The organism is Pseudomonas sp. LPH60 (assembly GCF_030718165.1).
In the GTDB taxonomy this organism is placed as follows: Bacteria; Pseudomonadota; Gammaproteobacteria; order Pseudomonadales; family Pseudomonadaceae; genus Aquipseudomonas; species Aquipseudomonas danubii.
The window spans coordinates 332,678-353,546 of the sequence record NZ_JAVAJH010000003.1 but is presented as its reverse complement, the minus strand read 5'-3'; the positions used below and the strand labels follow the sequence as shown (position 1 = coordinate 353,546).

The following is a 20,869-nucleotide window of genomic DNA, read 5'->3' as shown; positions in this document are numbered from 1 at the left end:
TCAAAAAGTGCGCAATTCTAGCGATGGTCGAGGCGCTTGACCAGCTTTATACGGGGGAAATACGACCAGCGCTGGACTATGCTTCTTCCCGTTATGCCCGGTTGCTTTCATACGACGTTAGTTGGCGCCTTAGTGGTAATAAGAATCTGCAAATTACATGGCAAACTGCGCAACTTAAGAGAATAGCGCTTGTATAACCTTGCGCTTTCTATATAAGAAGCCCCGGTCTTGAGTAGTGGGAGTCATTGATGGGTCAGGCAAGTAGTCAGGCGGCGAGTGGCGAGCACTCCGGGGGCAAGCCTCTGGGGATGCTGGTGGCGGCGGTCGGGGTGGTGTATGGCGATATCGGCACCAGTCCGCTCTACACCCTCAAGGAGGTGTTTGCCGGCCATTATGGGGTTCAGGTCAATCATGACGGGGTGTTTGGCATCCTCGCGCTGATTTTCTGGTCGTTGGTCTGGGTCGTCTCGATCAAGTACGTACTGTTCGTCCTGCGGGCCGACAACCAGGGCGAGGGCGGCATCATGGCCTTGACCGCACTGGCCAGGCGGGCTGCCGGTTCCTATCCGCGCTTGCGTTCGATGCTGGTGATTCTGGGCCTGATCGGGGCGGCGCTGTTCTATGGCGATAGCATGATCACCCCGGCGATTTCCGTGTTGTCGGCGGTCGAGGGGCTGGAGCTGGCATTCAGCGGCCTGGAACACTGGGTGGTGCCGATGGCGCTGGTGGTGCTGGTGGCCTTGTTCCTGATCCAGAAACACGGCACTGATCGCATCGGCAAGCTGTTTGGTCCGGTGATGGTGGCCTGGTTCGTGGTCCTTGGCGGGTTGGGGGTCAACGGCATTCTCCAGCACCCGGAAGTGCTGCAGGCGCTGAACCCGATGTGGGGCGTGCGTTTCTTCATCGTTCATCCGGGCATGGGGGTCGCCATTCTCGGGGCGGTGGTGCTGGCATTGACCGGTGCTGAAGCCTTGTACGCCGACATGGGTCACTTCGGGCGCAAGCCCATCGCCCGGGCCTGGTTCGCCCTGGTGCTGCCGGCGCTGGTGCTGAATTACTTCGGCCAGGGCGCGCTGCTGCTGGAAAACCCTGAAGCCGCCCGCAACCCCTTCTACCTGCTGGCGCCGAGCTGGGCCCTGATTCCGCTGGTGGTGCTGGCCACCCTGGCCACGGTGATCGCGTCCCAGGCCGTGATTTCCGGCGCCTTCTCCCTGACTCGCCAAGCAATCCAGTTGGGTTACATCCCGCGGATGCACATTCAGCACACTTCCAGCGCCGAGCAGGGGCAGATCTACATCGGCGCGGTGAACTGGGCGCTGATGGTGGGGGTGATCCTGCTGGTGCTCGGTTTCGAGTCCTCCGGTGCCCTGGCTTCGGCCTACGGCGTGGCGGTGACCGGGACCATGCTGATCACCAGTATCCTGGTGTCGGCGGTGATCCTGCTGCTGTGGAAGTGGCCGCCGATGCTGGTGGTGCCGCTCCTGCTGGGATTCCTGTTGGTGGATGGGCTGTTCTTCGCCGCCAACGTGCCGAAGATCTTCCAGGGCGGCGCCTTCCCGGTGCTGGCGGGGATCGTGCTGTTCCTGCTCATGACCACCTGGAAACGCGGCAAGGAATTGCTGGTGGATCGCTTGGACGAAGGCGGGCTGCCGCTGCCAATCTTTATCGGCAGCATCCGCGTACAGCCGCCGCATCGGGTGCAGGGCACTGCCGTGTTCCTCACGGCCCGACCAGACGCCGTCCCCCACGCCTTGCTGCACAATCTGCTGCATAACCAGGTGCTGCACGAACAAGTGGTGCTGTTGACGGTGGTCTACGAGGATATTCCGCGGGTGCCTGCAAATCGGCGCTTCGAGGTGGACGCCTACGGCGAAGGTTTCTTCCGGGTGATCCTGCACTTCGGTTTCACTGACGAACCGGACGTGCCGGAGGCCCTGAAGCTGTGTCACCTGGACGAGCTGGACTTCAGCCCCATGCGCACCACCTACTTCCTCAGCCGTGAAACCGTGATCGCCTCCAAGCTGGTGGGCATGGCCCGCTGGCGCGAAGCGCTGTTCGCCTTCATGTTGAAGAACGCCAACGGCAACCTGCGCTTCTTCAAGCTGCCGGTGAACCGGGTGATCGAGCTGGGTACTCAGGTCGAGATGTGATTCTGACCAGACAAAAGCCCCCGTTGCCTTGCGGCAGCGGGGGCTTTTTCGTTTCTACGGTTCTGCTCGCGATGACGGACTGGCCATCGACATCGATACTGATGCCTGAACGGTTTCTCTCGGAGCCCACCGGCCCCGTGATCGCCCCGGCCTTTACGCGGCTAGCGCCTGCACCACATCGTCCAACACCGCCTTGCCCATGGCGGTCAGGTAGTGCGCGGCCCAGGCGTGACGATCGCTATCCTTGCTGTAGGCGGCGTCCTCAGCAAAGGCCTTGGCCAGGGACAGCAGGTCGGAGGCTTGGGCCAGGGCTTCGCCGATGGGGAGGCCGGGGCTGACCTGGAATAGCGGGCGTTCCGAGCAGTAAAGGAAAGTGATTAAGCCGACTGTTTTCAGATTTGAAAGTTGAGGCGGGTTTGTATTGTTCATGGTTCAACTCCAAGGTTTGAGGAGTTACCACGTTCGTTTCCAAGCGAATGGGTGGCAGCTATGCGCAGGTTGGAAAACCGGAAACCCAGGAAACCGGCAGACCCGAAGGCCTCCCACGCACAGCCGCCATAACAGATGGATTGCAGGCGCAAAATTTATCTGCAATCAAGCGGGGCGCTAGTTGCCAAGGTTCTTCGGGTTTCCAAGCCCGGCCGCTGAATGCTCAGCGACACCCGGAGCCTAGCCCGTCGAAGCGCAGGCCAACAAGGCAGCAAAGTGCCCAAAACGCACCCCTTACACAACTCTCGGAGTTTGCCTACAACCTGCGCGGGAGTCATCCGCCATTACGCGGTCTTCAACGAGGCAACTGAGACCGCTGATGTAAAAAAGCCCCCGCAACCTCAAGGCTGCGGGGGCTTTGTCGGGCGAGGCTCAGCTCATTCTTGAGCGGTCGCCTGATCCTTGGCCTGGCGCTTTTCGATGGCATCCACCAGGCGCTTGGCCAGTGCCGGGTAGTTCTCATCGAAGTGATGGCCGCCCGGCAGCTTCATGGCTTCACCGACCGCAGTCTTGTCGGTGCAGCCGCTTTCGTCGACTTCTTCCTCACCGTAGATGCACACCACCTTGGCGGCGGGCAGCTTGGCCATTTCCGGGCCGGTGGCAGCTTCCTTGCCAGCATTGCCCAGCCAGCCTTCGACTTCGATCTCGAAGCTGCCGGTACGGGCGAAGGCCAGCAGGATAATGGCGTCGACCCGCTGCTGCTCGGCTTCCGGCAGGCGGTTGTAGATCGCCGGCAGCACGTCGGCGCCGAAGGAGTAGCCGGTCAGCACGAAGCGCTTGGTGCCCCACTTCTGCCGGTAGTGCTGCATCAGTTCGGTGAGGTCAACGGCGCTTTGCTCAGGCGTCTTGTGCTGCCAGTAGTAGCGCAGGGTGTCGATGCCCACCACCGGGTAGCCGATCTTGGCCATCTCGCCAGCCACGTCGCGGTCCAGGTCGCGCCAGCCGCCGTCGCCGGAGAGGAACAGGGTCACGGTGTCCTTGGCCTGGCCGGCCGGGACTTCCACCACGGGAATGTTCAGGCCGCCGTTTTCAGAACCCACCAGCAGCTTGCGCAGCTCGTTGTTCAGCACTTGGGGCAGGTGGATGTCGTAGTCGCTGATGCTGGTGGTGGCGTTGGGGGTATCACGCACGAAGCCGGCACTTTCGTCATCCGGGTTGTCGTTCCAGGCCACCAGCCAGTGGCCGTGGGCCAGGGTCTTGGGCAGTGGATCGGTGCAGCCGGGCGCCGGGTTGATGGTGAAGCCCACCGACACGGCCTGGGCCTTGTCGTCGTTCTGGGTGGCGACCCAGCGCCAGGCCAGGGCCGCGCCCGGGCCGATGCCGCTGACCAGGGTGGCCGGGCCGTTGAGCTGGGGCAGGGCGCTTTGCAGGGCTTGTTCCTGCAGTTTGCAATCGTCCTTGGGCAGGATCACCTGGACGATCTGCGCCGCGCCACTGCGGCTCAGGGCCAGCAGTTGTTTGTCGGTCAGGGTCGAATCAGGCAACACCGCCACCACCACCCTGGCCTTGGCCTTGGTGCCCGGGGTCACACGGGTCAGGGTCGAGCCGTCGGCCTGGGTCAGTTGTTCCAGGGTCGGTTCAGGGGCGGGGCGGTTCCACCACCAGTAGCCACCACCCGCAAGCAAAGCCAGTACCACCAGTGTGGCCAGCAGATACCGCCAAGAGCGTTGAATCATCAGCGTTTCACCAATCCAGTCAGGCCGCCTGCGATCAGGGCGGCGGTGTCGGCCAGTGCCACCAGCGGGTCGAGCCCGGCCGGCACGGCCATGTAACGGGGTTCCCAGTCGGGCTGGAACTTGTCTTTGAAGCGGCGCAAACCTTGGAAGTTATACAGTTGCTCGCCACGGCGGAAGACCATCGAGCCGAGGCGTTGGGTCAGCGGCGCGCCACGCCGGGGTTGCAGGCCGGACAGCGGCACCATGCCCAGGCTGAAGCGGGCGTATCCATGATTTTTATAATGCTGGATCAGGCCGACCATCATGAACTCCATGGTCAGCTTCGGCGCGTCCGGGTGCGCACGCATCAAGTCGAGGCTGGCCAGGTCATGGCTGTAGGTCTCGAGCAGGTTGGCGAAGGCCACCGGGCGTCCTTCAAAACGGATGATGGCGATGCGGAAGTGCTTGAGGTAGTCGTCGCTGAAGCGGCCCAGGGAGAAGCCTTTCTCGCGGACGTTCTTGCCGGTCAGCCAGGCATCGGAGATGACCTTCAGCTCATCCATCGGCGCTTGCCCAGGTTCGTGGATCTCCAGCGACAGGCCGTCGCGGGTGCCGCGGTTCCAGGTGTAGCGCAGGTCCTTCATCTCCTTGCCCTTGGCTTCCAGATCAAAGCGCTTGAGATCGACCCGGGCTTCTTCGCCGAGCTTGATCGCGGTCAGGCCGATGTCCATGTAGTAGGGCAGGTTTTCCGCCCGTACCTGGTAGAACACCGGGCGCGCGTGGTGCAGGTCGCACAGGTCGCGGAACTGCCAGATCATTTCCGCGCGCTGCTGGGTCGGGCCGATGGGGTCGTACAGCGCCACCAGGCTGCGGCCGCGGCGAGCGTACATCAGGAAGGCATCGTCGTTGGGGTGGAACAGCAGCGCCTTGTCACCGGTCAGGGCCAGGCCACCATCGGGTTGGGACGAGGCCATGAGGATCTTCGCAGCCTTGTCCAGCTCGTCGCTGGTGGGCAGGTGGATGACCGGGCGTGCGGTACGCAGCAGCCAGGTCAGGGACACCACCAGCAACAGCACCGCAGCCCCCAACAGCGAACGCAGGCCCCGAGGGGCGTCGGCGTCGAGGGTGAACTGCCACCACAGTTGATGGCTGTAGGGCACGTCCTGATAGGCGAACAGCAGCAGCCAGGTGGAGGCGCCGAGCACGCAGACGCTGGCCACCAGGTACAGCGGCGAGAAGGGCAGTTCGGTGAGGCGGCTGGGGCGATAGAACGAGCGCCGGAACACGGCCAGCAGGCTGGCGGTGAGGGTCATCAGGCAGGCTTCTTCCCAGTCAAAGCCTTTAAGCAGCGAGAGCAGGGCGCCCACCAGCAACAGAATGGTGGTGAGCATCCAGGCGGCGGAGAGGCGCCGGCGCAGGCCTTGGGCCAGCAGCAGGCAGAGCACGCCGATCAGGCTGGCGCCGAAGTGCGAAGCGTCCACCAGGCGGTGAGGAATCAGGAAGCCGATGTGTTGCAGGCGGGTATCGATTTCCGGGGTGGCGCCGGAGAACAGCAGCACCACGCCGGAGAGAAACACCAGCACCGCCAGGATCGGCGCCGCCAGGCCGGAAGCTACCCGCAGGGATTGTCGGGTCTGGAACAGGCGCTGGGCTTCGTTGATCAGCAGCAGGACGCAGGCCACCAGCATCGGCAGCACCACGTAGATCAGGCGATAAAGCAGCAATGCGGCCGCCAGGGGCGCGGCCCCGAGCTTGTCGGCGAACGCCGCCAGCAGGATGGCTTCGAACACCCCGACGCCGCCGGGTACGTGGCTGAGCACACCGGCGGCCAGGGCCAGCAGGTACACCAGCAGGAAGGCGCCGAACGGCGGCGCTTCGGGCAGCAGCAGGTAGAGCACGGTGGCGGCTGCGGCGACGTCCAGGGCGGTGATGATCAGTTGCAGGAAGGTCAGGCGCCGTCCAGGCAGGCGCAGGGTGCGGCGTCCGACCCGGACCAGCAGGTTGTCGCGCAGAGGCTGCTCTGGCAGGCGTCGGCGATAGATGCCGACGGCCAGTACCGCGCCCAGCAGCAGGATGGCCAGGGCAATACCGCCCAGCAGGCTTTCAGGCAGGCGCAAGGCCGCCGAGGCTGCCGGCAAGTTACTCAAAGTGGCCAGGGCCGCTAGCGGTGGCAAGGCACACCCCAGAGAGAGGCTGGCAAACAGGGTCATGTGCGCGACGTCGGAGGCCCCTAGCCCATGACGTGCATACAGGCGATAACGTACCGAGCCGCCCGACAGCAGCGACAGACCGATGGCGTTGCCGATGGCGAAGGCGGTGAAGCCACCCAGGGCCAGGGTACGGCCGGGCAGGTTGACTCCGGCATAGCGGCTGGCGGACCACTCGTATCCCAGCAGAATGATGAAGCCGACGATGGTCGCGCCCAGGGCGCCGAGCAGGGCCGGCTTGGGCACTTCGAGGATCGAGTCGTGCAGGGCGTAGAAGTCCAGCTCGCTAAGCAGGTGACGGCAAGCGATCAGGGCAATGGCGAACAGCAGCAGCGTTATGGCCAGGCCCAGGGGTTGGCGGTACTTGCTCAACAGGTCCAGCCAGCGCAGGCGAGTGGTTGTCACAGGTTGAGTGGCGGTAGTGGTATCGCTGTCTTGCGAATCAGACGTGTTGGCGCGCATCAATCACCTCGTGGATTGTGCGCGACAGGATGGGGGTATCCGGCCAAGTTACCAATCCCTGTAGAAAAAATAGTTTCAAATATTAACGCGTCTCACCGTGGCCCGGCGACCCTGGGCGATGGCCGCCGGGTGGTTGCTCGAGACAGAGCATAGCTCGCATCTTGAAGGGTCGAAGCATCGCTAAAAGGCTCGCAACACTTTGCCAGGTCATTGTTGCGAAAGGACTTTTTCAACAGATACAAAAAAGGCCACTCTTTCGAGCAGCCTTTTTTGATGTTTGGTTGCGGGAGCCGGATTTGAACCGACGACCTTCGGGTTATGAGCCCGACGAGCTACCAGACTGCTCCATCCCGCGTCTGTGTGGCGGCATTCTACAGGCGAACGACTGAGTGTCAACCATTAATGGTTCGACAGGTCAAATAAACGTCGAATGGCCGGTTCTGTCTTTTAAGTCATCGACAGCTAAAGAGTTTTGCCGCTCTGGTGGTGAGTGCGTGAAGGGCAAAAACAGGCGGGCACAAAAAAGGCCACTCTTTCGAGTAGCCTTTTTTGATGTTTGGTTGCGGGAGCCGGATTTGAACCGACGACCTTCGGGTTATGAGCCCGACGAGCTACCAGACTGCTCCATCCCGCGTCTGTGTGGGCGGATTCTACAGCGTCGCTGGCGTCTGTCAATCACTAATTTTAAAAAAAGGCTTCCTGTTCAATCGCTTAGCGTGCTTCCAGGAGCGTTTTTCGAGGCTTTGGCCCAGGTAGACCGTGGCTTTCAGCTCTATGGAACGCTTGGTGCTCATTAAGAGAATAAATGTCTCATGGCGCTTTGCCGATTGATCCGAGATGCAAGGTACTGGTGCTATATACAGGTGCCGGTAGATACTGATCGTCCGCTTTGATTCCGACTTCAGCTTTTAATGATCTCTGCCTTTATATGATGCAGCGCAAAATCATCCACATTGACTGTGATTGCTTCTACGCCGCCATCGAAATGCGCGACGACCCACAGCTGGCCGGCAAGCCGTTGGCAGTGGGCGGCTCCGCGGATCGACGGGGGGTGATTGCGACCTGCAACTATGAGGCGCGGGCCTATGGCGTGCGCTCGGCCATGTCGTCGCGGCACGCGTTGACCCTGTGCCCGGACCTGGTGATCGTCAAGCCGCGCATGGATGCCTATCGCGAGGCGTCGAAAGAGATTCATACGATCTTTCGTGATTACACCGAGCTGATCGAGCCCTTGTCCCTGGACGAGGCCTACCTGGATGTTTCCGACAGTCCGAACTTCGCCGGCAGCGCCACGCGCATTGCCCAGGACATTCGTCGGCGGGTTTCCAATCAGTTGCATATCACGGTGTCGGCCGGGGTCGCGCCCAACAAGTTTCTGGCCAAGATTGCCAGCGACTGGAAAAAGCCCAACGGCCTGTTCGTGATCACTCCGGATCAGGTGGAGGATTTTGTCTCCGAATTGCCAGTGAGCAAGTTGCATGGGGTGGGCAAGGTCACGGCGGACAAACTGGGTCGCCTGGGGATTGTCGACTGCCTGCAGTTGCGCGACTGGAACAAGCTGGCTCTGGTGCGCGAGTTCGGCAGTTTCGGCGAGCGCCTTTGGAGCCTGGCCCGGGGGATCGATGATCGGCCGGTGCAGAATGACAGCCGGCGGCAGTCCATCAGCGTGGAAAACACTTACGACGTTGACCTTCCCGATCTGGATAGCTGCCTGCAGAAGTTACCGGAGCTGATGGAGACTCTGGCAGGGCGCATTGCGCGTATCGACAGCAGTTATCGGCCGGGCAAACCCTTCGTCAAAGTGAAGTTCCACGACTTTACCCAGACCACTCTTGAGCAGGCGGGGGCCGGACGGGATCTGGAGAGTTATCGGCAACTGCTGACCCAGGCCTTCAAGCGTGGCGGCAAGCCAGTGCGGCTCTTGGGAATTGGCGTGCGATTGCAGGATCTACGCGGTGGTCACGAACAGCTGGAGCTGTTTCGGGGCGTGTTGTAGGCGCTGGCTGGCTGGCGAAGGGAGCACCGCGATTGATCCGCGGCGTGACATTCGCCGGCAAGCCGGCTCCTGAGGCAATCAGTGACCGGGATCGGCGACCAGGCGGCCGGCGTTCTTGGTCAGGGACTTGAGAAACTCGCTCTGCAATTCCGGATCGTTGCGTGTCAGCTCGATCAGGCTCTGCTCCAGCTCGCTGGCCTCTTCTTCCAGACCCAACTCCGACAGGCGCTTGACCCGGTGTACCCACTGGCTTACTTCGTCATCTTCCAGATCGTCGTAAATCAGTGCATGGGCTTCCAGTAGCTTGCCGCGCAGGCTGCTGCTCAGGCTCAGGGACGAGTCGGAATGCACTTCGTCCTGAGCATCCTCGACACTGATCTGCAACTTGCCGATGTGGTTCAGGTCCTGTTCGGAGAATGGCGCGTCCAGCAGGTTCAAGCGCAGCACGCCATTACGATCGGTGCTCATGTCGTAGGTTTGCCTGCCGGCCTTGACCTGCACCGGGCGCTCGCTCCAGGGCAGGCTCGAATACTCCAGGCGCTTGTCACGCTGGACTTCATCGATGGCTGCCAGGTTCTGCTGGGCCCGACCGTGGGACGGCATGTTCATGAACGGGTTGAGCCCGGACACGCCATAGCTGACCCAGTCCTTGGTGACGCTGTCCGGCAGGTTGCCCAGGGCAAACACGTTGACCACATTGGCGCCGACGCCGGCCACCAGGGCTACCGCGCCCAGCGGGATCTCGTAGATTTCCCGCCAGGGTTGATAAGGCGTATAGCGATCGTAGCGCCGAGTGACCTCGAACTCGGTCACTTCGAAGGTCTTCTGCTCGTGGATGCGTACCCGGCGTTGCGGCAGCTCAAGCACCTTAGGCTCACCGACATCGATCTGCAGGCTGTGGTCGAGCAGTTTGCGCTCGACGCGTTCCTCGTGTTCGCTGCGTTGCGACATCTGGTTGGCGCAGCCGCTGACCAGCAGGGCGCCGCATAGAGCGGCGCCCCCGAGGCTTAAGGTGTTTCGCTTGAACATGACTTCTCTATCTGGTTTCAGCGACGGATACGGGCTTGGAGGAAGGACAGGACGTCGGCCACGGGCAGCGCTTGTGCCTGGGCTTCGGTACGGCTCTTGTATTCCAGGTTGCCTTCGGCGAGGCCGCGGTCACTGACCACGATCCGGTGAGGAATGCCGATCAGCTCCATGTCCGCGAACTTGATGCCCGGGCTGGTTTTCTTGTCGCGGTCGTCCAGCAGCACTTCGAAACCGGCGGCAGTCAGTTCTGCGTAGAGTTTGTCGGTGGCTTCGCGAACCTGCTCGGTTTCGTAGCGCAGCGGTACCAGGGCGATCTGGAACGGCGCCAGGGTATCGCTCCAGATGATGCCGTTTTCATCGTTGTTCTGCTCGATGGCGGCCGCCACCACGCGGGACACGCCAATGCCGTAGCAGCCCATTTCCAGGGTCACTGGCTTGCCGTTCTCGCCCAGCACTTCGCACTTCATCGCCTTGCTGTACTTGTTGCCCAGCTGGAAGATGTGCCCGACCTCGATGCCGCGCTTGATTTCCAGGGTGCCCTTGCCGTCCGGGCTCGGGTCGCCGGCCACCACGTTGCGCAGGTCGGCAACAGTCGGAACCGGCAGGTCGCGTTCCCAGTTGACGCCGAAGTAGTGCTTGTCGTCGATGTTGGCACCGACGCCGAAGTCGCTCATCAGTGCCACCGAGCGGTCGATGATGATCGGCAGTGGCAGGTTCACCGGGCCCAGGGAGCCGGCGCCGGCGCCGATGGCGTCACGCAGTTCAGCTTCGCAGGCCATGACCAGCGGGCTGGCAACGCCAGGCTGGTTGGCGGCCTTGATTTCGTTCAGTTCGTGGTCGCCACGGATGATCAGGGCGATCAGCTTGCCGGCTTCTTCGGCATGCACCACCAGGGTCTTGACGGTCTTCTCGATCGGCAGGTTGTAGCCTTCCACCAGCTGGGCGATGGTTTTCGCGTCAGGGGTGTCAACCAGGCGCATCTCTTCGGTCGGAGCCGGGCGCGAGGTTTCGCGCGGCACGGCTTCAGCCTTCTCGATGTTCGCTGCGTAGTCGGAACCGTTGCTGAAGACGATATCGTCTTCGCCGGACTCGGCCAGTACGTGGAATTCGTGGGAACCGGCGCCGCCGATGGAACCGTTGTCTGCTTCAACCGGGCGGAACTTCAGGCCCAGGCGGGTGAAGACGTTGCAATAAGCCTGGTGCATGCGGTCGTAGGTGACCTGCAAGGACGCCTGGTCGGCGTGGAAGGAGTAGGCGTCCTTCATGATGAACTCGCGGCCGCGCATCAGACCGAAGCGTGGGCGGATTTCATCGCGGAATTTGGTCTGGATCTGGTACAGGTTCAGCGGCAGCTGCTTGTAGCTGCTCAGCTCGTTGCGGGCCAGATCGGTGATCACTTCTTCGTGGGTCGGGCCGGCGCAGAAATCGCGACCGTGACGGTCTTTGAAGCGCAGCAGCTCAGGGCCGTACTCTTCCCAGCGACCGGATTCCTGCCACAGCTCAGCCGGTTGAGTGCTCGGCATCAACACTTCAAGCGCGCCCGCGGCGTTCATTTCTTCGCGAACGATGGCTTCAACCTTGCGCATCACTCGCAAGCCCATCGGCAGCCAGGTGTACAGGCCGGAAGCCAGTTTACGGATCATGCCGGCGCGCAGCATCAGCTGGTGGCTGATCACGACCGCGTCGGAAGGCGTTTCTTTCTGTGTGGCGAGCAAATATTGACTGGTACGCATGGTAGGCCGTTGTCGGTTGCTTAGACTGGAAGTGACGGAGCATTGTACGGGCGAGTTCCGCTGGCGTACAGGATTGCGCTTTGAGGGGACGGGAGCCGCGGAGAAAAGCCGCAACTCCCGGGATTTTCTAGGATTCCTCGCCCACGACAGCGCCCTTGGCGGGCTGCTCCGACGGGTCTTTCGGTCCGTCGCGGCGGCTCTCCTGGAACCAGTGAATGGCGATCAGAATCAGGGTCGGCACCCCGAGTATTGCGGTGATGAGGAAGAAGTCGTGATAGCCGTATTTTTCCACCATGACTCCGGAATAGCCGCCGATCAGGCGTGGAAGCAGGAGCATGATGGAGCTGAGCAGGGCGTACTGAGTGGCCGAGAACTTGAGGTTGGTCAGGCTCGACAGGTAGGCGACGAAGGCGGAAGTGGCCATTCCCGAACTGAAATTGTCCAGGGAAATGGTGGCAATCAGCATTTTCAGGTTCGGGCCCATGTCGGCGAGCATGAGGAACAGCAGGTTGGTGCCGGCGGACGCGGCACCGCCGATGAACAGGATCGGCAGGATGCCGAAGCGCACGATCAGCAGGCCGCCCATGCCGGCCCCAAGCAGGGTCATGATCAGGCCGAAGATCTTGCTGACCCCGGCAATCTGGTCCTTGGTGAAACCCTGGTCGATATAGAAAACATTGGCCATCACGCCCATGACCGTGTCCGACATGCGATAGGTGGCGATCAGACCCAGTAGCAGGAAGGCTTGCCAGCGGTAGCGCAGGATGAAGTCGTTCACCGGGGTCAGCACCGGCGCCAGGCCTCGACGGCCCATCGCCGACAGGCACAGGGTGCTGAGGGTGATGTAGAGGATCGCCCGCAGGAAGGCCCGGTCTTCCAGCAGCAGGTCCAGCAGGCTGACGCCGTCGAAGATCACGCTGGCGAAGTCGGTGTTGTACAGCTGGGTAAAGGTGGCAGGCACTGAAACCAGAAGCACGATCAGGACGAACACCGAGATCAACTGGTGGGCGAAGCTGTAGCGCCCTGCCGACAGTTGAGTGCGCAATGGCACTGCTGGTTCACGCATCAGCAGGGTGGTGAGCAGTGCTGGAATCATCAGCACGCCGAATAGCACGTAGGTACCGGTCCAGGCCGAATGTTTGTAGCTGAAGCCGGTGGAGCCAAAGCCTTCGGCGAAGAACAGCGCGCCGGCGGTGGCCAGCAGTACCGCGACCCGGTAGCCGGACATGTAGCTGGCGGCCAGCGCGGCTTGTCGACTGTCGTCGGCGATTTCCAGGCGATAGGCGTCGATGGCGATGTCCTGGGTCGCCGAGGCAAAGGCCACGACCACCGCAATGGCGATCAACCAAGACAGGTGTTTTTGCGGGTCGCAGAAGCCCATGCCGATCAGACCGAGAATCACCAGGACCTGGGCCAGTACCAGCCAGGAGCGGCGTCGGCCGAGCTTGCCTAATAGAGGCAGGCGCCATTGGTCGAGCAGTGGCGACCACACCCATTTAAAGGCATAGGCCAAACCGATCAGGCTGGCGTAGCCGATGGTTTCGCGGGCCACACCGGCCTCGCGCAACCACACCGAAAGAGTCGAGAACACCAGCATGTAAGGCATGCCGGCAGCGAAACCAAGCAGCAACAGCACGAGCGTCGAGGGGCTGGCATAGGCGGCAAGTGCGGCGCGCCAGGTTTTACGGGGCATGGGCTGAAGTCTGCCTCAGATTACGGAAACAAAGCGCGCACTCTAACCGCTGTGCTCTACCGGGCGCCAGCCATGGCGCTGAATATCCACGCGATTGTTCAGGATAGACACGCCTTCGCCGCGCAGTCTGGCGCGCTGCTCGTCGCCTGATGGGCTACCGACGGGCAGGCTGATGCGGCCTCCAGCACCGAGTACCCGGTGCCAGGGCAGGCTGGTATCGGCGGGTAGCTGACTGAGGGTGCGTCCAACCCAGCGCGCGGCCCGGCCCAGGCCGGCCATTTCTGCCAGTTGGCCATAGCTGACGACCTTGCCTTCGGGGACTTGGGCCAGGGTCAGGTACAGCGCCGTGCGTCGGATTTGCGCGGGGGTTTGCGAGTCTTCGCCGTGTTCGGTCACATTCGCGGTTCCAGATCAATGAAGAGGCGTTGGTCGGTTCAGGGGATGAGGGGGGGATGCATATTGAACTCACTCTCAATACCCGGGTCAGTCCTGACTAAGGCGTGTTCAGCAGGAATAATGCCGTTTTTTTTCGCAAGATCGAGCCCTGTATTACCTATGTTGCCTAGAACGTTGTTGTGTTTCGCGGTGCTCAGCGCCTCCATGCCTGCTCTGGCCGATACCGTCTGGTTGAAGAACGGTGACCGGTTGAGCGGCAAGATCAAGGTTTTCGACGGCGGTAAGCTGTTGATCCAGACCGATTACGGTGGCGCCATTTCCATTGATTGGAAGCAGGTCAAGACCCTGGAAAGCGATCAGGAGTTGCTGGTCAAACAGGATGCCTACACCGGGGAAAAGGCCAAGTCGCTGCAGGCGGCGGAGGAGGGCAAGGTTGTCCTGGCCAACGGTGAGGCGCCCAAGACTGTGGAGTTGGCCAGTATCCAGCAGATCATGAAACCCAAGCCGCTGGTGGAGGATGTGGTCTGGAAGGGCAATGTCGACGTGGCCATGGATTACAAGCGTGCTGAAAAGGACACCGATGACTATGACATCGACTTCAAGACTTCGGCGCGCCATGGTGCCTGGCGTCACAACGCCCAGGGTGAGTACAACCGTGAGTTCCAGAATCAGGTGGTGACTACCGACAACTGGAATGCCGAGTACGCTCTGGACCGCTTCATTACCGAGAAGTGGTTCTGGGAAGGGCGCCTGACCTACAAGCGCGACAAAGTAGAAGATCTTGCGCGGCAACGGGTGGTGGGTACGGGTCCCGGCTACCAGTTCTGGGACGATGAGCTGGGGGCGTTCTCCTTGGGCTCGCTGCTCAACCGCACGGATTACGAGTACGCCGATGGCGGTAAGGACAGCTTCTACTCACTGGCGATGAAGTGGGATTACAACCGTTACCTGATCGGCAAGCGGGTGGAGTTCTTCACTAATGGCGAAGTGGGCAGGCCGTTTTCCGGCGTCGCCGATTACGCGCTGGATGCGGAGATGGGGCTGCGCTACAAGGTCACGGACTGGGCGTCGCTCAACCTCAAGGCGGAAAAGGATCTGATCCGCGGTACCGAGGACAGCGACCTGGATAAGACCCGCTATACCGTGGGCTTTGGCGTGACCTGGTAACGGGGTACCAGCCAGGTGCATTCGCGAGGATGCGCCTTGGCTGCGCGCCGCAAAAACCTGCGGGCACAAAAAAGCCCCGCTGTTGAGGGCGGGGCTTTTTACTGGATCAGTACAAGTTAGATAACTTGAACTTCTTCAGCTTGCATGCCTTTCTGACCGCGGGTAGCGATGAAAGAAACCTGTTGGCCTTCTTTCAGGCTTTTGAAGCCGTCGGATTGGATAGCTTTGAAGTGTACGAACAGGTCGTCACCGGATTGTGGAGTGATGAAGCCGAAGCCTTTTTCATCGTTGAACCACTTAACGGTACCGGTTTGGCGATTAGACATGGTGTATCTCCTTGGACAAAGTTAACTGCGACTCAGGAAAAGCCCTGGCCGAGACTGAGTGCAAAGAGCAGGAAAAATTCTTGGAGATGGTTGGATCGAAATTCAACATCGTGTAGAGATTCTCAGTGACACAAGCAGCACAGTGGCGCCACCTTAACCCTTTTTCCTGAACGTGCCAATGGCTAGGGCCAAGGTTTCTCGGTTTTCGTGACTGACGGCCCGTCGTTCGTCGCCGAACCCTTGAAAATCCTGGTGTCAGGCGAGAAAAACGTCCCGGACTTTGAACCCAACCCCGCGCCCCGGTAAGATGCCGGACAGAATTTTTTCACCTCGTTATTTCAGGACACCCGCCATGAGCATCAAATCGGACAAGTGGATTCGCCGCATGGCGCAAGAGCACGGCATGATCGAGCCCTTCGTAGAGCGCCAGATGCGTGGCGAAGGCCCGGATCGGCTGATCTCTTTCGGGGTGTCGAGCTACGGCTACGATGTGCGTTGCGCCGATGAATTCAAGGTGTTCACCAACATCAATTCGGCCACCGTCGACCCGAAAAACTTCGATGAAAAGAGCTTCGTCGACATCAAGAGCGACGTCTGCATCATCCCGCCAAACTCCTTCGCCCTGGCCCGTACCGTCGAGTATTTCCGCATTCCGCGCAACGTGCTGACCATCTGCCTGGGCAAGAGCACCTATGCCCGTTGCGGCATCATCGTCAACGTGACTCCGCTGGAACCCGAGTGGGAAGGCCACGTGACCCTGGAGTTCTCCAACACCACCACCTTGCCGGCCAAGATCTACGCCAATGAAGGCGTGGCGCAGATGCTGTTCCTGGAGTCGGACGAAGAGTGCGAAGTTTCCTACAAGGACCGTGGGGGCAAATACCAGGGCCAGCGTGGCGTGACCCTACCGCGTACCTGATTGCGTCCGTCTGACAAATAGCGGGAATTCCTGAGCACACCCACACTCTATTGGGTGTATTTCCGGTATGCGCAAGGCGTACCGGGCACAGCTCAGGAGTGCCCCATGAAGATAGATCCGCGAATCAGCGCCACCTTGGCCAGGCTGGAACCCAATCAGGTTGGGGTATTGGCCTGGACCCTGCTGGCACATCCGCCTGTCAACATGGCAGGCGGCATTCCCGGTCAGCCCGACCCTGACTCTCCGCAACCCCCAGAACCTACCGAACCTGGTGAGCCCACTTTGCCGGACGAGCCGCCGCCCGCGCCTGTGGCTTGAACTCACTGGATACCTTCAGTCGCCCCGTCCGCGACAATCTTGCGCGGACGGTGGCGTTCTACGCGGCCGCTACTTCAGGTTGCCACTGAGAAACTGCTGCAGGCGCTCGCTTTTCGGGTTGCCCAGCACCTCCTCAGGAGCACCTTCCTCCTCCACCAGACCCTTGTGCAGAAACAGCACCTGGCTCGACACCTTGCGGGCGAAGCTCATCTCGTGGGTGACCATGATCATGGTCCGGCCTTCCTCGGCCAGGCCCTGGATCACCTTGAGTACCTCGCCCACCAGCTCCGGGTCCAGGGCTGAAGTGGGTTCGTCGAACAACATGACTTCCGGCTCCATGGCCAGTGCCCGGGCGATGGCCACTCGCTGCTGCTGGCCGCCGGAGAGGAAGGCCGGGTACTGGCCAGCGACGCGGGCCGGCAGGCCGACCTTGTCCAGATAGCGCCGTGCCCGTTCTTCGGCGTCCTTGGTACTGACTCCCAGCACCCGACGCGGGGCCATGGTGATGTTTTCCAGCACCGTCATGTGGCTCCACAGGTTGAAATGCTGGAACACCATCGCCAGGCGTGTACGAATCCGCTGCAGCTCGGCAGGATCGGCCACGTGCATGCCGTGGCGATCGCTGACCATGCGGATCGGCTGGCCATCCAGGCTCATGGCGCCGTCGTCCGGGGTTTCGAGAAAGTTGATGCAACGCAGAAAGGTGCTTTTGCCCGAACCACTAGCGCCGATCAGGCTGATCACGTCACCGGTCTTGGCCTTCAGAGACACTCCTTTGAGCACTTCATTGTCGCCATAGCATTTATGCAGGCCTTCAACGGTCAGTTTGTACATGGGGCTTGCATCCTCAAGGCGAAAGTAGATAGCCGCTGCGATAGGCCTCGCGGCCGGCGACATGAGCGATCACCATGCCGGCGGTGGCCATGCGCCGCAGCGAGCGGGCATACAGGAGCCCGGCGTTGTTGCAATGGATAGGGGTAACCCGGTCATGGATCGGGTCGATGATTTCAGCCACCAACTGCCCGGCCTCCAGGTATTCCCCCGGTAGTGCAGCGAACACCAGCAGCCCGCCCACCGGCGTCGCCACCGGTTCGACCGCCGCCAGCGGCGTGGCCGGAAAGGGCAGCTCAGGCAGCGGCGGAACCTCGCCTGCGATGGCGCCGAAGCGGGTCAGGTAGTCCAGCATGGCCTGGCAGTCGAGGCTGGCCAGGCCGTGGTTGACGTCGCCCTGGCCACGCAGCTCGACCGTGACCGCAAAGCAGCCCGAGGGAATGGCGAAGTGTTCGCCGAAGCGCTGTTGCAGTTGCCACCACAGCAGGCTGAAGCACTCGTCGAACGACCAGGCCGCGGAGTCGGTGGCCAGCAGGCAGGCTTCGGCGCCGAGGTAACGGGCCAATGGCTCTACCTGGGGCCAGGCCTCGGGGGTGGTGTACAGGTGCGCCACGGCTTCGAAGTCGCAGTGCAAGTCCAGCACCATGTCGGCATCGCAGGCCAGCCGTTGCAGGGCCAGTTGCAGGGACTGCAATTGCGTCTGTGGTCGTTGACGGCTCAGGGCATCGATCAGGTGTCGGCGGATCAGGTCGAGGTTGTGCTGCGGATCGTGAGTGAGCAGCCCTTCGATGGCGTTGCCGACCTCTTCACTGAGGTCGACGAAGCCGCGATTGAAGTTCTGCCCGCTTTCCAGCTGGTAGCGCCCCAGTGGAACGTCCATCAACACCTGTTCCAGGCCGACCGGATTGGCCACCGGCACCAGGACTATTTCATGCAACAGGCGACCGGCGGCTTCCAGCTCCGTCAGGCGCTGCTTGAGGTGCCAGGCCACCAGCATGCCGGGCATTTCATCGGCATGCAGGGAGGACTGGATGTAGACCTTGCCTTGGGCCTGGGCGGGGCCGAAATGAAAACTGTGGACCTGGCGCGCGGTGCCCGGCAGCGGAGCGAGCAGGTCGTGGATCTCGTGGCGCATTGATGATTTCCCGGCAGCAAGTCCTAGTGGGTCGGCCCGAGGAAGGCCAGCCAGCGGCGTTCAGCGAGACGGAACAGGCCCACCAGGGTGAAGGTCACGCACAGGTAGATGATGGCGGCGATACCGAACGACTGAAACGTCAGGAAGGTCGCCGAGTTGGCGTCCCGGGCGATTTTCAGGATGTCGGGAATGGTCGCGGTAAAGGCCACCGTGGTGGAGTGCAACATCAGGATCACTTCGTTGCTGTAGTAGGGCAGCGAGCGGCGCAGGGCCGAAGGCATGATCACGTACGCATACAGCTTCCAGCCGCTCAAACCATAGGCCTTGGCTGCCTCCACTTCGCCGTGGGCCATGCTGCGGATCGCCCCGGCGAAAATTTCCGTGGTGTAGGCGCAGGTATTCAGGGCAAACGCGAGGATGGTGCAGTTCATCGCATCACGGAAAAACGCATCCAGCAGCGGTTGCGCGCGGATCGCGGCGATGCTGTAGATCCCGGTGTAGCAGATCAGCAGCTGAATATAGAGCGGTGTGCCACGAAACAGGTAGGTGTAGAACTGCACCGGCCAGCGGATGTAGCGCTTGGGCGAGACCCGGGCGATGGACAGCGGGATCGACACCAAAAAGCCAATGCAGATCGAGGCCGTGAGCAGCCACATGGTCATGGCCAGCCCGGTCATGTGGTAACCGTCGCTGTAAAGGAAGGGACGCCAGTATTCCTGCAGGAGTTCGATCATCGCACGGCCTCCCGGGCGCCGGCGGCATAGCGCCGTTCAAGCTTGCGCAGGACGAAGTTGGAGGCGCTGGTGATCAACAGGTAGATCAGTGCCGCCAGGACCAGGAAGTAGAACAGCTGATAGGTGCTCTTGCCGGCATCCTGAGCGGCCTTGACCAGATCGGCCAGGCCGATGATCGACACCAGGGCCGTGGCCTTGAGCATCACCATCCAGTTGTTGCTGATGCCCGGCAGGGCAAAGCGCATCATCTGCGGGAAGACCACGAAGCGAAAGCGCTGGCCGCGCTTGAGGCCATAGGCGGTGGCCGCTTCGACCTGGCCCCGGGGCACGGCGAGGATCGCCCCGCGAAAGGTTTCGGTGAAATAGGCGCCATAGATGAAGCCCAGGGTGATCACCCCGGCGCTGAAAGGGTTGATCTCGATGTATTCCCACTCCATGAAGTCGGTGAAGGAGGTCAGCCAGGTCTGCAGGCTGTAGAAAATCAGCAGCATCAGCACCAAGTCCGGCACCCCGCGGATCAGGGTGGTGTAGAGCTGGGCGGGGACCCGCAGCAAGGCGACGCTGGAGAGTTTGGCGCTGGCGCCGAGCAGGCCGAGCAAGACGCTGACCAGCAGCGACAACACCGACAACTTGATGGTCATCCAGGTGCCTTCCAGCAGCAGAGGGCCGAAACCCTTCAGACTGAAGGCGGAAAGCCCCAGGTTTTTTAGAAGTTCTTCGAGCATTGATCAGTGACCCGTGGCGATAAAAAAGGCGCCCATCGAGGATGGGCGCCGGCAGGTTATTTACCGCTGTAGAGGTTCAGGTCACCGAAGTGCTTTTTCTGGATGGTGGCGTAGGTGCCGTCATCGTGTAACGCTTTGATACCTTTATCCAGGAGCGCTTTCAGCTCTTTGTTACCTTTTGAGATACCGATGGCGGTCTTGGACGGCAGCAGTGGGTCATCCACCGGCTTGCTGACTTCGTAGTCCGCGCCCTGCGGCGATTTGAGGAAGCCCAGTTCGGCTTGCAGCATGTCCTGGATCGAGGCATCCAAGCGCCCGGAGGTCAGGTCGGCATAGACCTGATCCTGGTTCTGATAGGCCTGGGTCTTGACTCCGGCCTTGTCCAGCACGGCCTTGGCATAGGCTTCCTGAATGGTGCCCTGCTCATAGCCCACGGTCTTGCCCTTGAGCGAGGCGGTGTCTGCGCTCAAGCCCGAACCTTTCTTGAACACGAACGAGGTGGGACCGGAGAACAGTTCGTTGGAGAAGTCGATGACTTTTTCCCGGGCTGCAGTGACGGTCATGGACGAGATCACACCGTCGAATTTATTGGCTTTCAGCCCGGGAATCATGCCGTCGAAGTCACTTTCGACCCATTTGCACTTGACCTTCAGCTCGGCACAGATGGCGTTGCCCAGGTCGATGTCGAAGCCCACCAGGCTACCGTCGGCGGCCTTGGACTCGAAGGGGGCATAGGACGGATCGACGCCAAAGCGCAGTTCCTTGTATTCCTTGGCCAGCGCGGAGCCGGCAGCCATGCACAGAGCCAGTGCGGAAAGGGTCAGCAATGCTTTTTTCATTATTCAATCCCTAAGAACCAATATGAGCGCTTGTGGCGCATGAGTACTGTTACTGGAACGCATAA

General features: G+C 61.3%; 18 protein-coding genes and 2 tRNA genes. 5 read left to right on the top strand and 15 right to left on the bottom strand.

Annotated features, from left to right (window positions below; all coding sequences use genetic code 11):
• Window positions 1-308: 308 nt before the first annotated feature.
• Window positions 309-2,150 carry a potassium transporter Kup gene (locus Q8O96_RS11995; protein ID WP_371826180.1) on the top strand — a complete coding sequence of 614 codons (1,842 nt, stop codon included), beginning with the start codon at window positions 309-311 and terminating at the stop codon, window positions 2,148-2,150.
• A 153-nt stretch (window positions 2,151-2,303) separates the two neighbouring features.
• Here Q8O96_RS11995 and Q8O96_RS11990 read toward each other — a convergent pair whose 3' ends face one another.
• The 5 genes from Q8O96_RS11990 to Q8O96_RS11970 all read right to left on the bottom strand — a co-directional run bounded on the left by Q8O96_RS11990 (window position 2,304) and on the right by Q8O96_RS11970 (window position 7,597).
• Entirely contained in the window at window positions 2,304-2,579 is a 276-nt protein-coding gene (locus tag Q8O96_RS11990; RefSeq protein ID WP_305948838.1) for a DUF3077 domain-containing protein, read from the bottom strand.
• Window positions 2,580-3,016: 437 nt separating this feature from the next.
• A complete protein-coding gene (locus tag Q8O96_RS11985) occupies window positions 3,017-4,315 on the bottom strand; it encodes a virulence factor family protein (RefSeq protein ID WP_102861438.1) in 1,299 nt (432 codons plus the stop codon).
• The gene (gene mprF / locus Q8O96_RS11980; protein WP_102861439.1) at window positions 4,315-6,963 is read right to left on the bottom strand and encodes a bifunctional lysylphosphatidylglycerol flippase/synthetase MprF; all 2,649 of its coding nucleotides are present in this window, start codon (window positions 6,961-6,963) and stop codon (window positions 4,315-4,317) included. The genes Q8O96_RS11985 and mprF overlap by 1 nt, the downstream gene beginning before the upstream one ends.
• Before the next feature lie 278 nt (window positions 6,964-7,241).
• Window positions 7,242-7,318 (bottom strand) — tRNA-Met (locus Q8O96_RS11975).
• Between the two features lie 202 nt (window positions 7,319-7,520).
• Window positions 7,521-7,597 (bottom strand) — tRNA-Met (locus Q8O96_RS11970).
• A 294-nt stretch (window positions 7,598-7,891) separates the two neighbouring features.
• On the opposite strand from Q8O96_RS11970, the gene dinB reads away from it, so the two are divergent.
• Entirely contained in the window at window positions 7,892-8,959 is a 1,068-nt protein-coding gene (gene dinB / locus Q8O96_RS11965; RefSeq protein WP_305948837.1) for a DNA polymerase IV, read from the top strand.
• Between the two features lie 78 nt (window positions 8,960-9,037).
• Here dinB and Q8O96_RS11960 read toward each other — a convergent pair whose 3' ends face one another.
• The 4 genes from Q8O96_RS11960 to Q8O96_RS11945 form a co-directional block, all read right to left on the bottom strand.
• Window positions 9,038-9,988 carry a hypothetical protein gene (locus Q8O96_RS11960; protein WP_115581731.1) on the bottom strand — a complete coding sequence of 317 codons (951 nt, stop codon included), beginning with the start codon at window positions 9,986-9,988 and terminating at the stop codon, window positions 9,038-9,040.
• 17 nt (window positions 9,989-10,005) lie between these two features.
• Window positions 10,006-11,721, bottom strand: coding sequence for a proline--tRNA ligase (locus tag Q8O96_RS11955; RefSeq protein ID WP_305948836.1), 1,716 nt, complete (start codon window positions 11,719-11,721; stop codon window positions 10,006-10,008).
• A 127-nt stretch (window positions 11,722-11,848) separates the two neighbouring features.
• Window positions 11,849-13,414, bottom strand: coding sequence for an AmpG family muropeptide MFS transporter (locus tag Q8O96_RS11950; RefSeq protein WP_102861443.1), 1,566 nt, complete (start codon window positions 13,412-13,414; stop codon window positions 11,849-11,851).
• A 42-nt stretch (window positions 13,415-13,456) separates the two neighbouring features.
• On the bottom strand, window positions 13,457-13,810 hold the full coding sequence (locus tag Q8O96_RS11945; protein WP_102878607.1) for an MGMT family protein: 354 nt from the start codon (window positions 13,808-13,810) through the stop codon (window positions 13,457-13,459).
• Between the two features lie 159 nt (window positions 13,811-13,969).
• On the opposite strand from Q8O96_RS11945, the gene Q8O96_RS11940 reads away from it, so the two are divergent.
• On the top strand, window positions 13,970-14,977 hold the full coding sequence (locus Q8O96_RS11940) for a DUF481 domain-containing protein (RefSeq protein ID WP_102878608.1): 1,008 nt from the start codon (window positions 13,970-13,972) through the stop codon (window positions 14,975-14,977).
• 116 nt (window positions 14,978-15,093) lie between these two features.
• On the opposite strand, the gene Q8O96_RS11935 is transcribed toward Q8O96_RS11940, so the two are convergent.
• Complete coding sequence (locus tag Q8O96_RS11935; protein ID WP_002554837.1) at window positions 15,094-15,303, bottom strand: cold-shock protein; 210 nt, start codon at window positions 15,301-15,303, stop codon at window positions 15,094-15,096.
• Window positions 15,304-15,655: 352 nt separating this feature from the next.
• On the opposite strand from Q8O96_RS11935, the gene dcd reads away from it, so the two are divergent.
• Complete coding sequence (dcd, locus tag Q8O96_RS11930; RefSeq protein WP_016965530.1) at window positions 15,656-16,222, top strand: dCTP deaminase; 567 nt, start codon at window positions 15,656-15,658, stop codon at window positions 16,220-16,222.
• A 105-nt stretch (window positions 16,223-16,327) separates the two neighbouring features.
• Window positions 16,328-16,540: a hypothetical protein gene (locus tag Q8O96_RS11925; RefSeq protein ID WP_102861446.1), complete on the top strand. Its 213-nt coding sequence runs from the start codon at window positions 16,328-16,330 to the stop codon at window positions 16,538-16,540.
• Between the two features lie 69 nt (window positions 16,541-16,609).
• Here Q8O96_RS11925 and Q8O96_RS11920 read toward each other — a convergent pair whose 3' ends face one another.
• Genes Q8O96_RS11920 through Q8O96_RS11900 form a run of 5 tightly spaced genes read right to left on the bottom strand, consistent with a single transcriptional unit; the run spans window position 16,610 to window position 20,804 of the window.
• Window positions 16,610-17,374, bottom strand: coding sequence for an ABC transporter ATP-binding protein (locus Q8O96_RS11920; RefSeq protein ID WP_102861447.1), 765 nt, complete (start codon window positions 17,372-17,374; stop codon window positions 16,610-16,612).
• Between the two features lie 13 nt (window positions 17,375-17,387).
• Window positions 17,388-18,506 carry a succinylglutamate desuccinylase/aspartoacylase family protein gene (locus Q8O96_RS11915; protein ID WP_102861448.1) on the bottom strand — a complete coding sequence of 373 codons (1,119 nt, stop codon included), beginning with the start codon at window positions 18,504-18,506 and terminating at the stop codon, window positions 17,388-17,390.
• A 23-nt stretch (window positions 18,507-18,529) separates the two neighbouring features.
• A complete protein-coding gene (locus Q8O96_RS11910; protein ID WP_102861449.1) occupies window positions 18,530-19,240 on the bottom strand; it encodes an ABC transporter permease in 711 nt (236 codons plus the stop codon).
• Window positions 19,237-19,965 (bottom strand): ABC transporter permease, encoded by a 729-nt coding sequence (locus tag Q8O96_RS11905; protein ID WP_102861450.1) that lies wholly within the window; start codon window positions 19,963-19,965, stop codon window positions 19,237-19,239. The genes Q8O96_RS11910 and Q8O96_RS11905 overlap by 4 nt, the downstream gene beginning before the upstream one ends.
• Before the next feature lie 56 nt (window positions 19,966-20,021).
• Complete coding sequence (locus Q8O96_RS11900) at window positions 20,022-20,804, bottom strand: transporter substrate-binding domain-containing protein (protein ID WP_102861451.1); 783 nt, start codon at window positions 20,802-20,804, stop codon at window positions 20,022-20,024.
• Window positions 20,805-20,869 lie beyond the last annotated feature (65 nt).

Coding starts and splice junctions, on each gene's coding strand:
- Q8O96_RS11995 (WP_371826180.1), top strand. CDS start 309: ATGCTGGTGGCGGCGGTCGGGGTGGTGTATGGCGATATCGGCACCAGT.
- Q8O96_RS11990 (WP_305948838.1), bottom strand. CDS start 2,579: ATGAACAATACAAACCCGCCTCAACTTTCAAATCTGAAAACAGTCGGC.
- Q8O96_RS11985 (WP_102861438.1), bottom strand. CDS start 4,315: ATGATTCAACGCTCTTGGCGGTATCTGCTGGCCACACTGGTGGTACTG.
- mprF (WP_102861439.1), bottom strand. CDS start 6,963: ATGCGCGCCAACACGTCTGATTCGCAAGACAGCGATACCACTACCGCC.
- dinB (WP_305948837.1), top strand. CDS start 7,892: ATGATGCAGCGCAAAATCATCCACATTGACTGTGATTGCTTCTACGCC.
- Q8O96_RS11960 (WP_115581731.1), bottom strand. CDS start 9,988: ATGTTCAAGCGAAACACCTTAAGCCTCGGGGGCGCCGCTCTATGCGGC.
- Q8O96_RS11955 (WP_305948836.1), bottom strand. CDS start 11,721: ATGCGTACCAGTCAATATTTGCTCGCCACACAGAAAGAAACGCCTTCC.
- Q8O96_RS11950 (WP_102861443.1), bottom strand. CDS start 13,414: ATGCCCCGTAAAACCTGGCGCGCCGCACTTGCCGCCTATGCCAGCCCC.
- Q8O96_RS11940 (WP_102878608.1), top strand. CDS start 13,970: ATGTTGCCTAGAACGTTGTTGTGTTTCGCGGTGCTCAGCGCCTCCATG.
- Q8O96_RS11935 (WP_002554837.1), bottom strand. CDS start 15,303: ATGTCTAATCGCCAAACCGGTACCGTTAAGTGGTTCAACGATGAAAAA.
- dcd (WP_016965530.1), top strand. CDS start 15,656: ATGAGCATCAAATCGGACAAGTGGATTCGCCGCATGGCGCAAGAGCAC.
- Q8O96_RS11925 (WP_102861446.1), top strand. CDS start 16,328: ATGAAGATAGATCCGCGAATCAGCGCCACCTTGGCCAGGCTGGAACCC.
- Q8O96_RS11920 (WP_102861447.1), bottom strand. CDS start 17,374: ATGTACAAACTGACCGTTGAAGGCCTGCATAAATGCTATGGCGACAAT.
- Q8O96_RS11915 (WP_102861448.1), bottom strand. CDS start 18,506: ATGCGCCACGAGATCCACGACCTGCTCGCTCCGCTGCCGGGCACCGCG.
- Q8O96_RS11910 (WP_102861449.1), bottom strand. CDS start 19,240: ATGATCGAACTCCTGCAGGAATACTGGCGTCCCTTCCTTTACAGCGAC.
- Q8O96_RS11905 (WP_102861450.1), bottom strand. CDS start 19,965: ATGCTCGAAGAACTTCTAAAAAACCTGGGGCTTTCCGCCTTCAGTCTG.
- Q8O96_RS11900 (WP_102861451.1), bottom strand. CDS start 20,804: ATGAAAAAAGCATTGCTGACCCTTTCCGCACTGGCTCTGTGCATGGCT.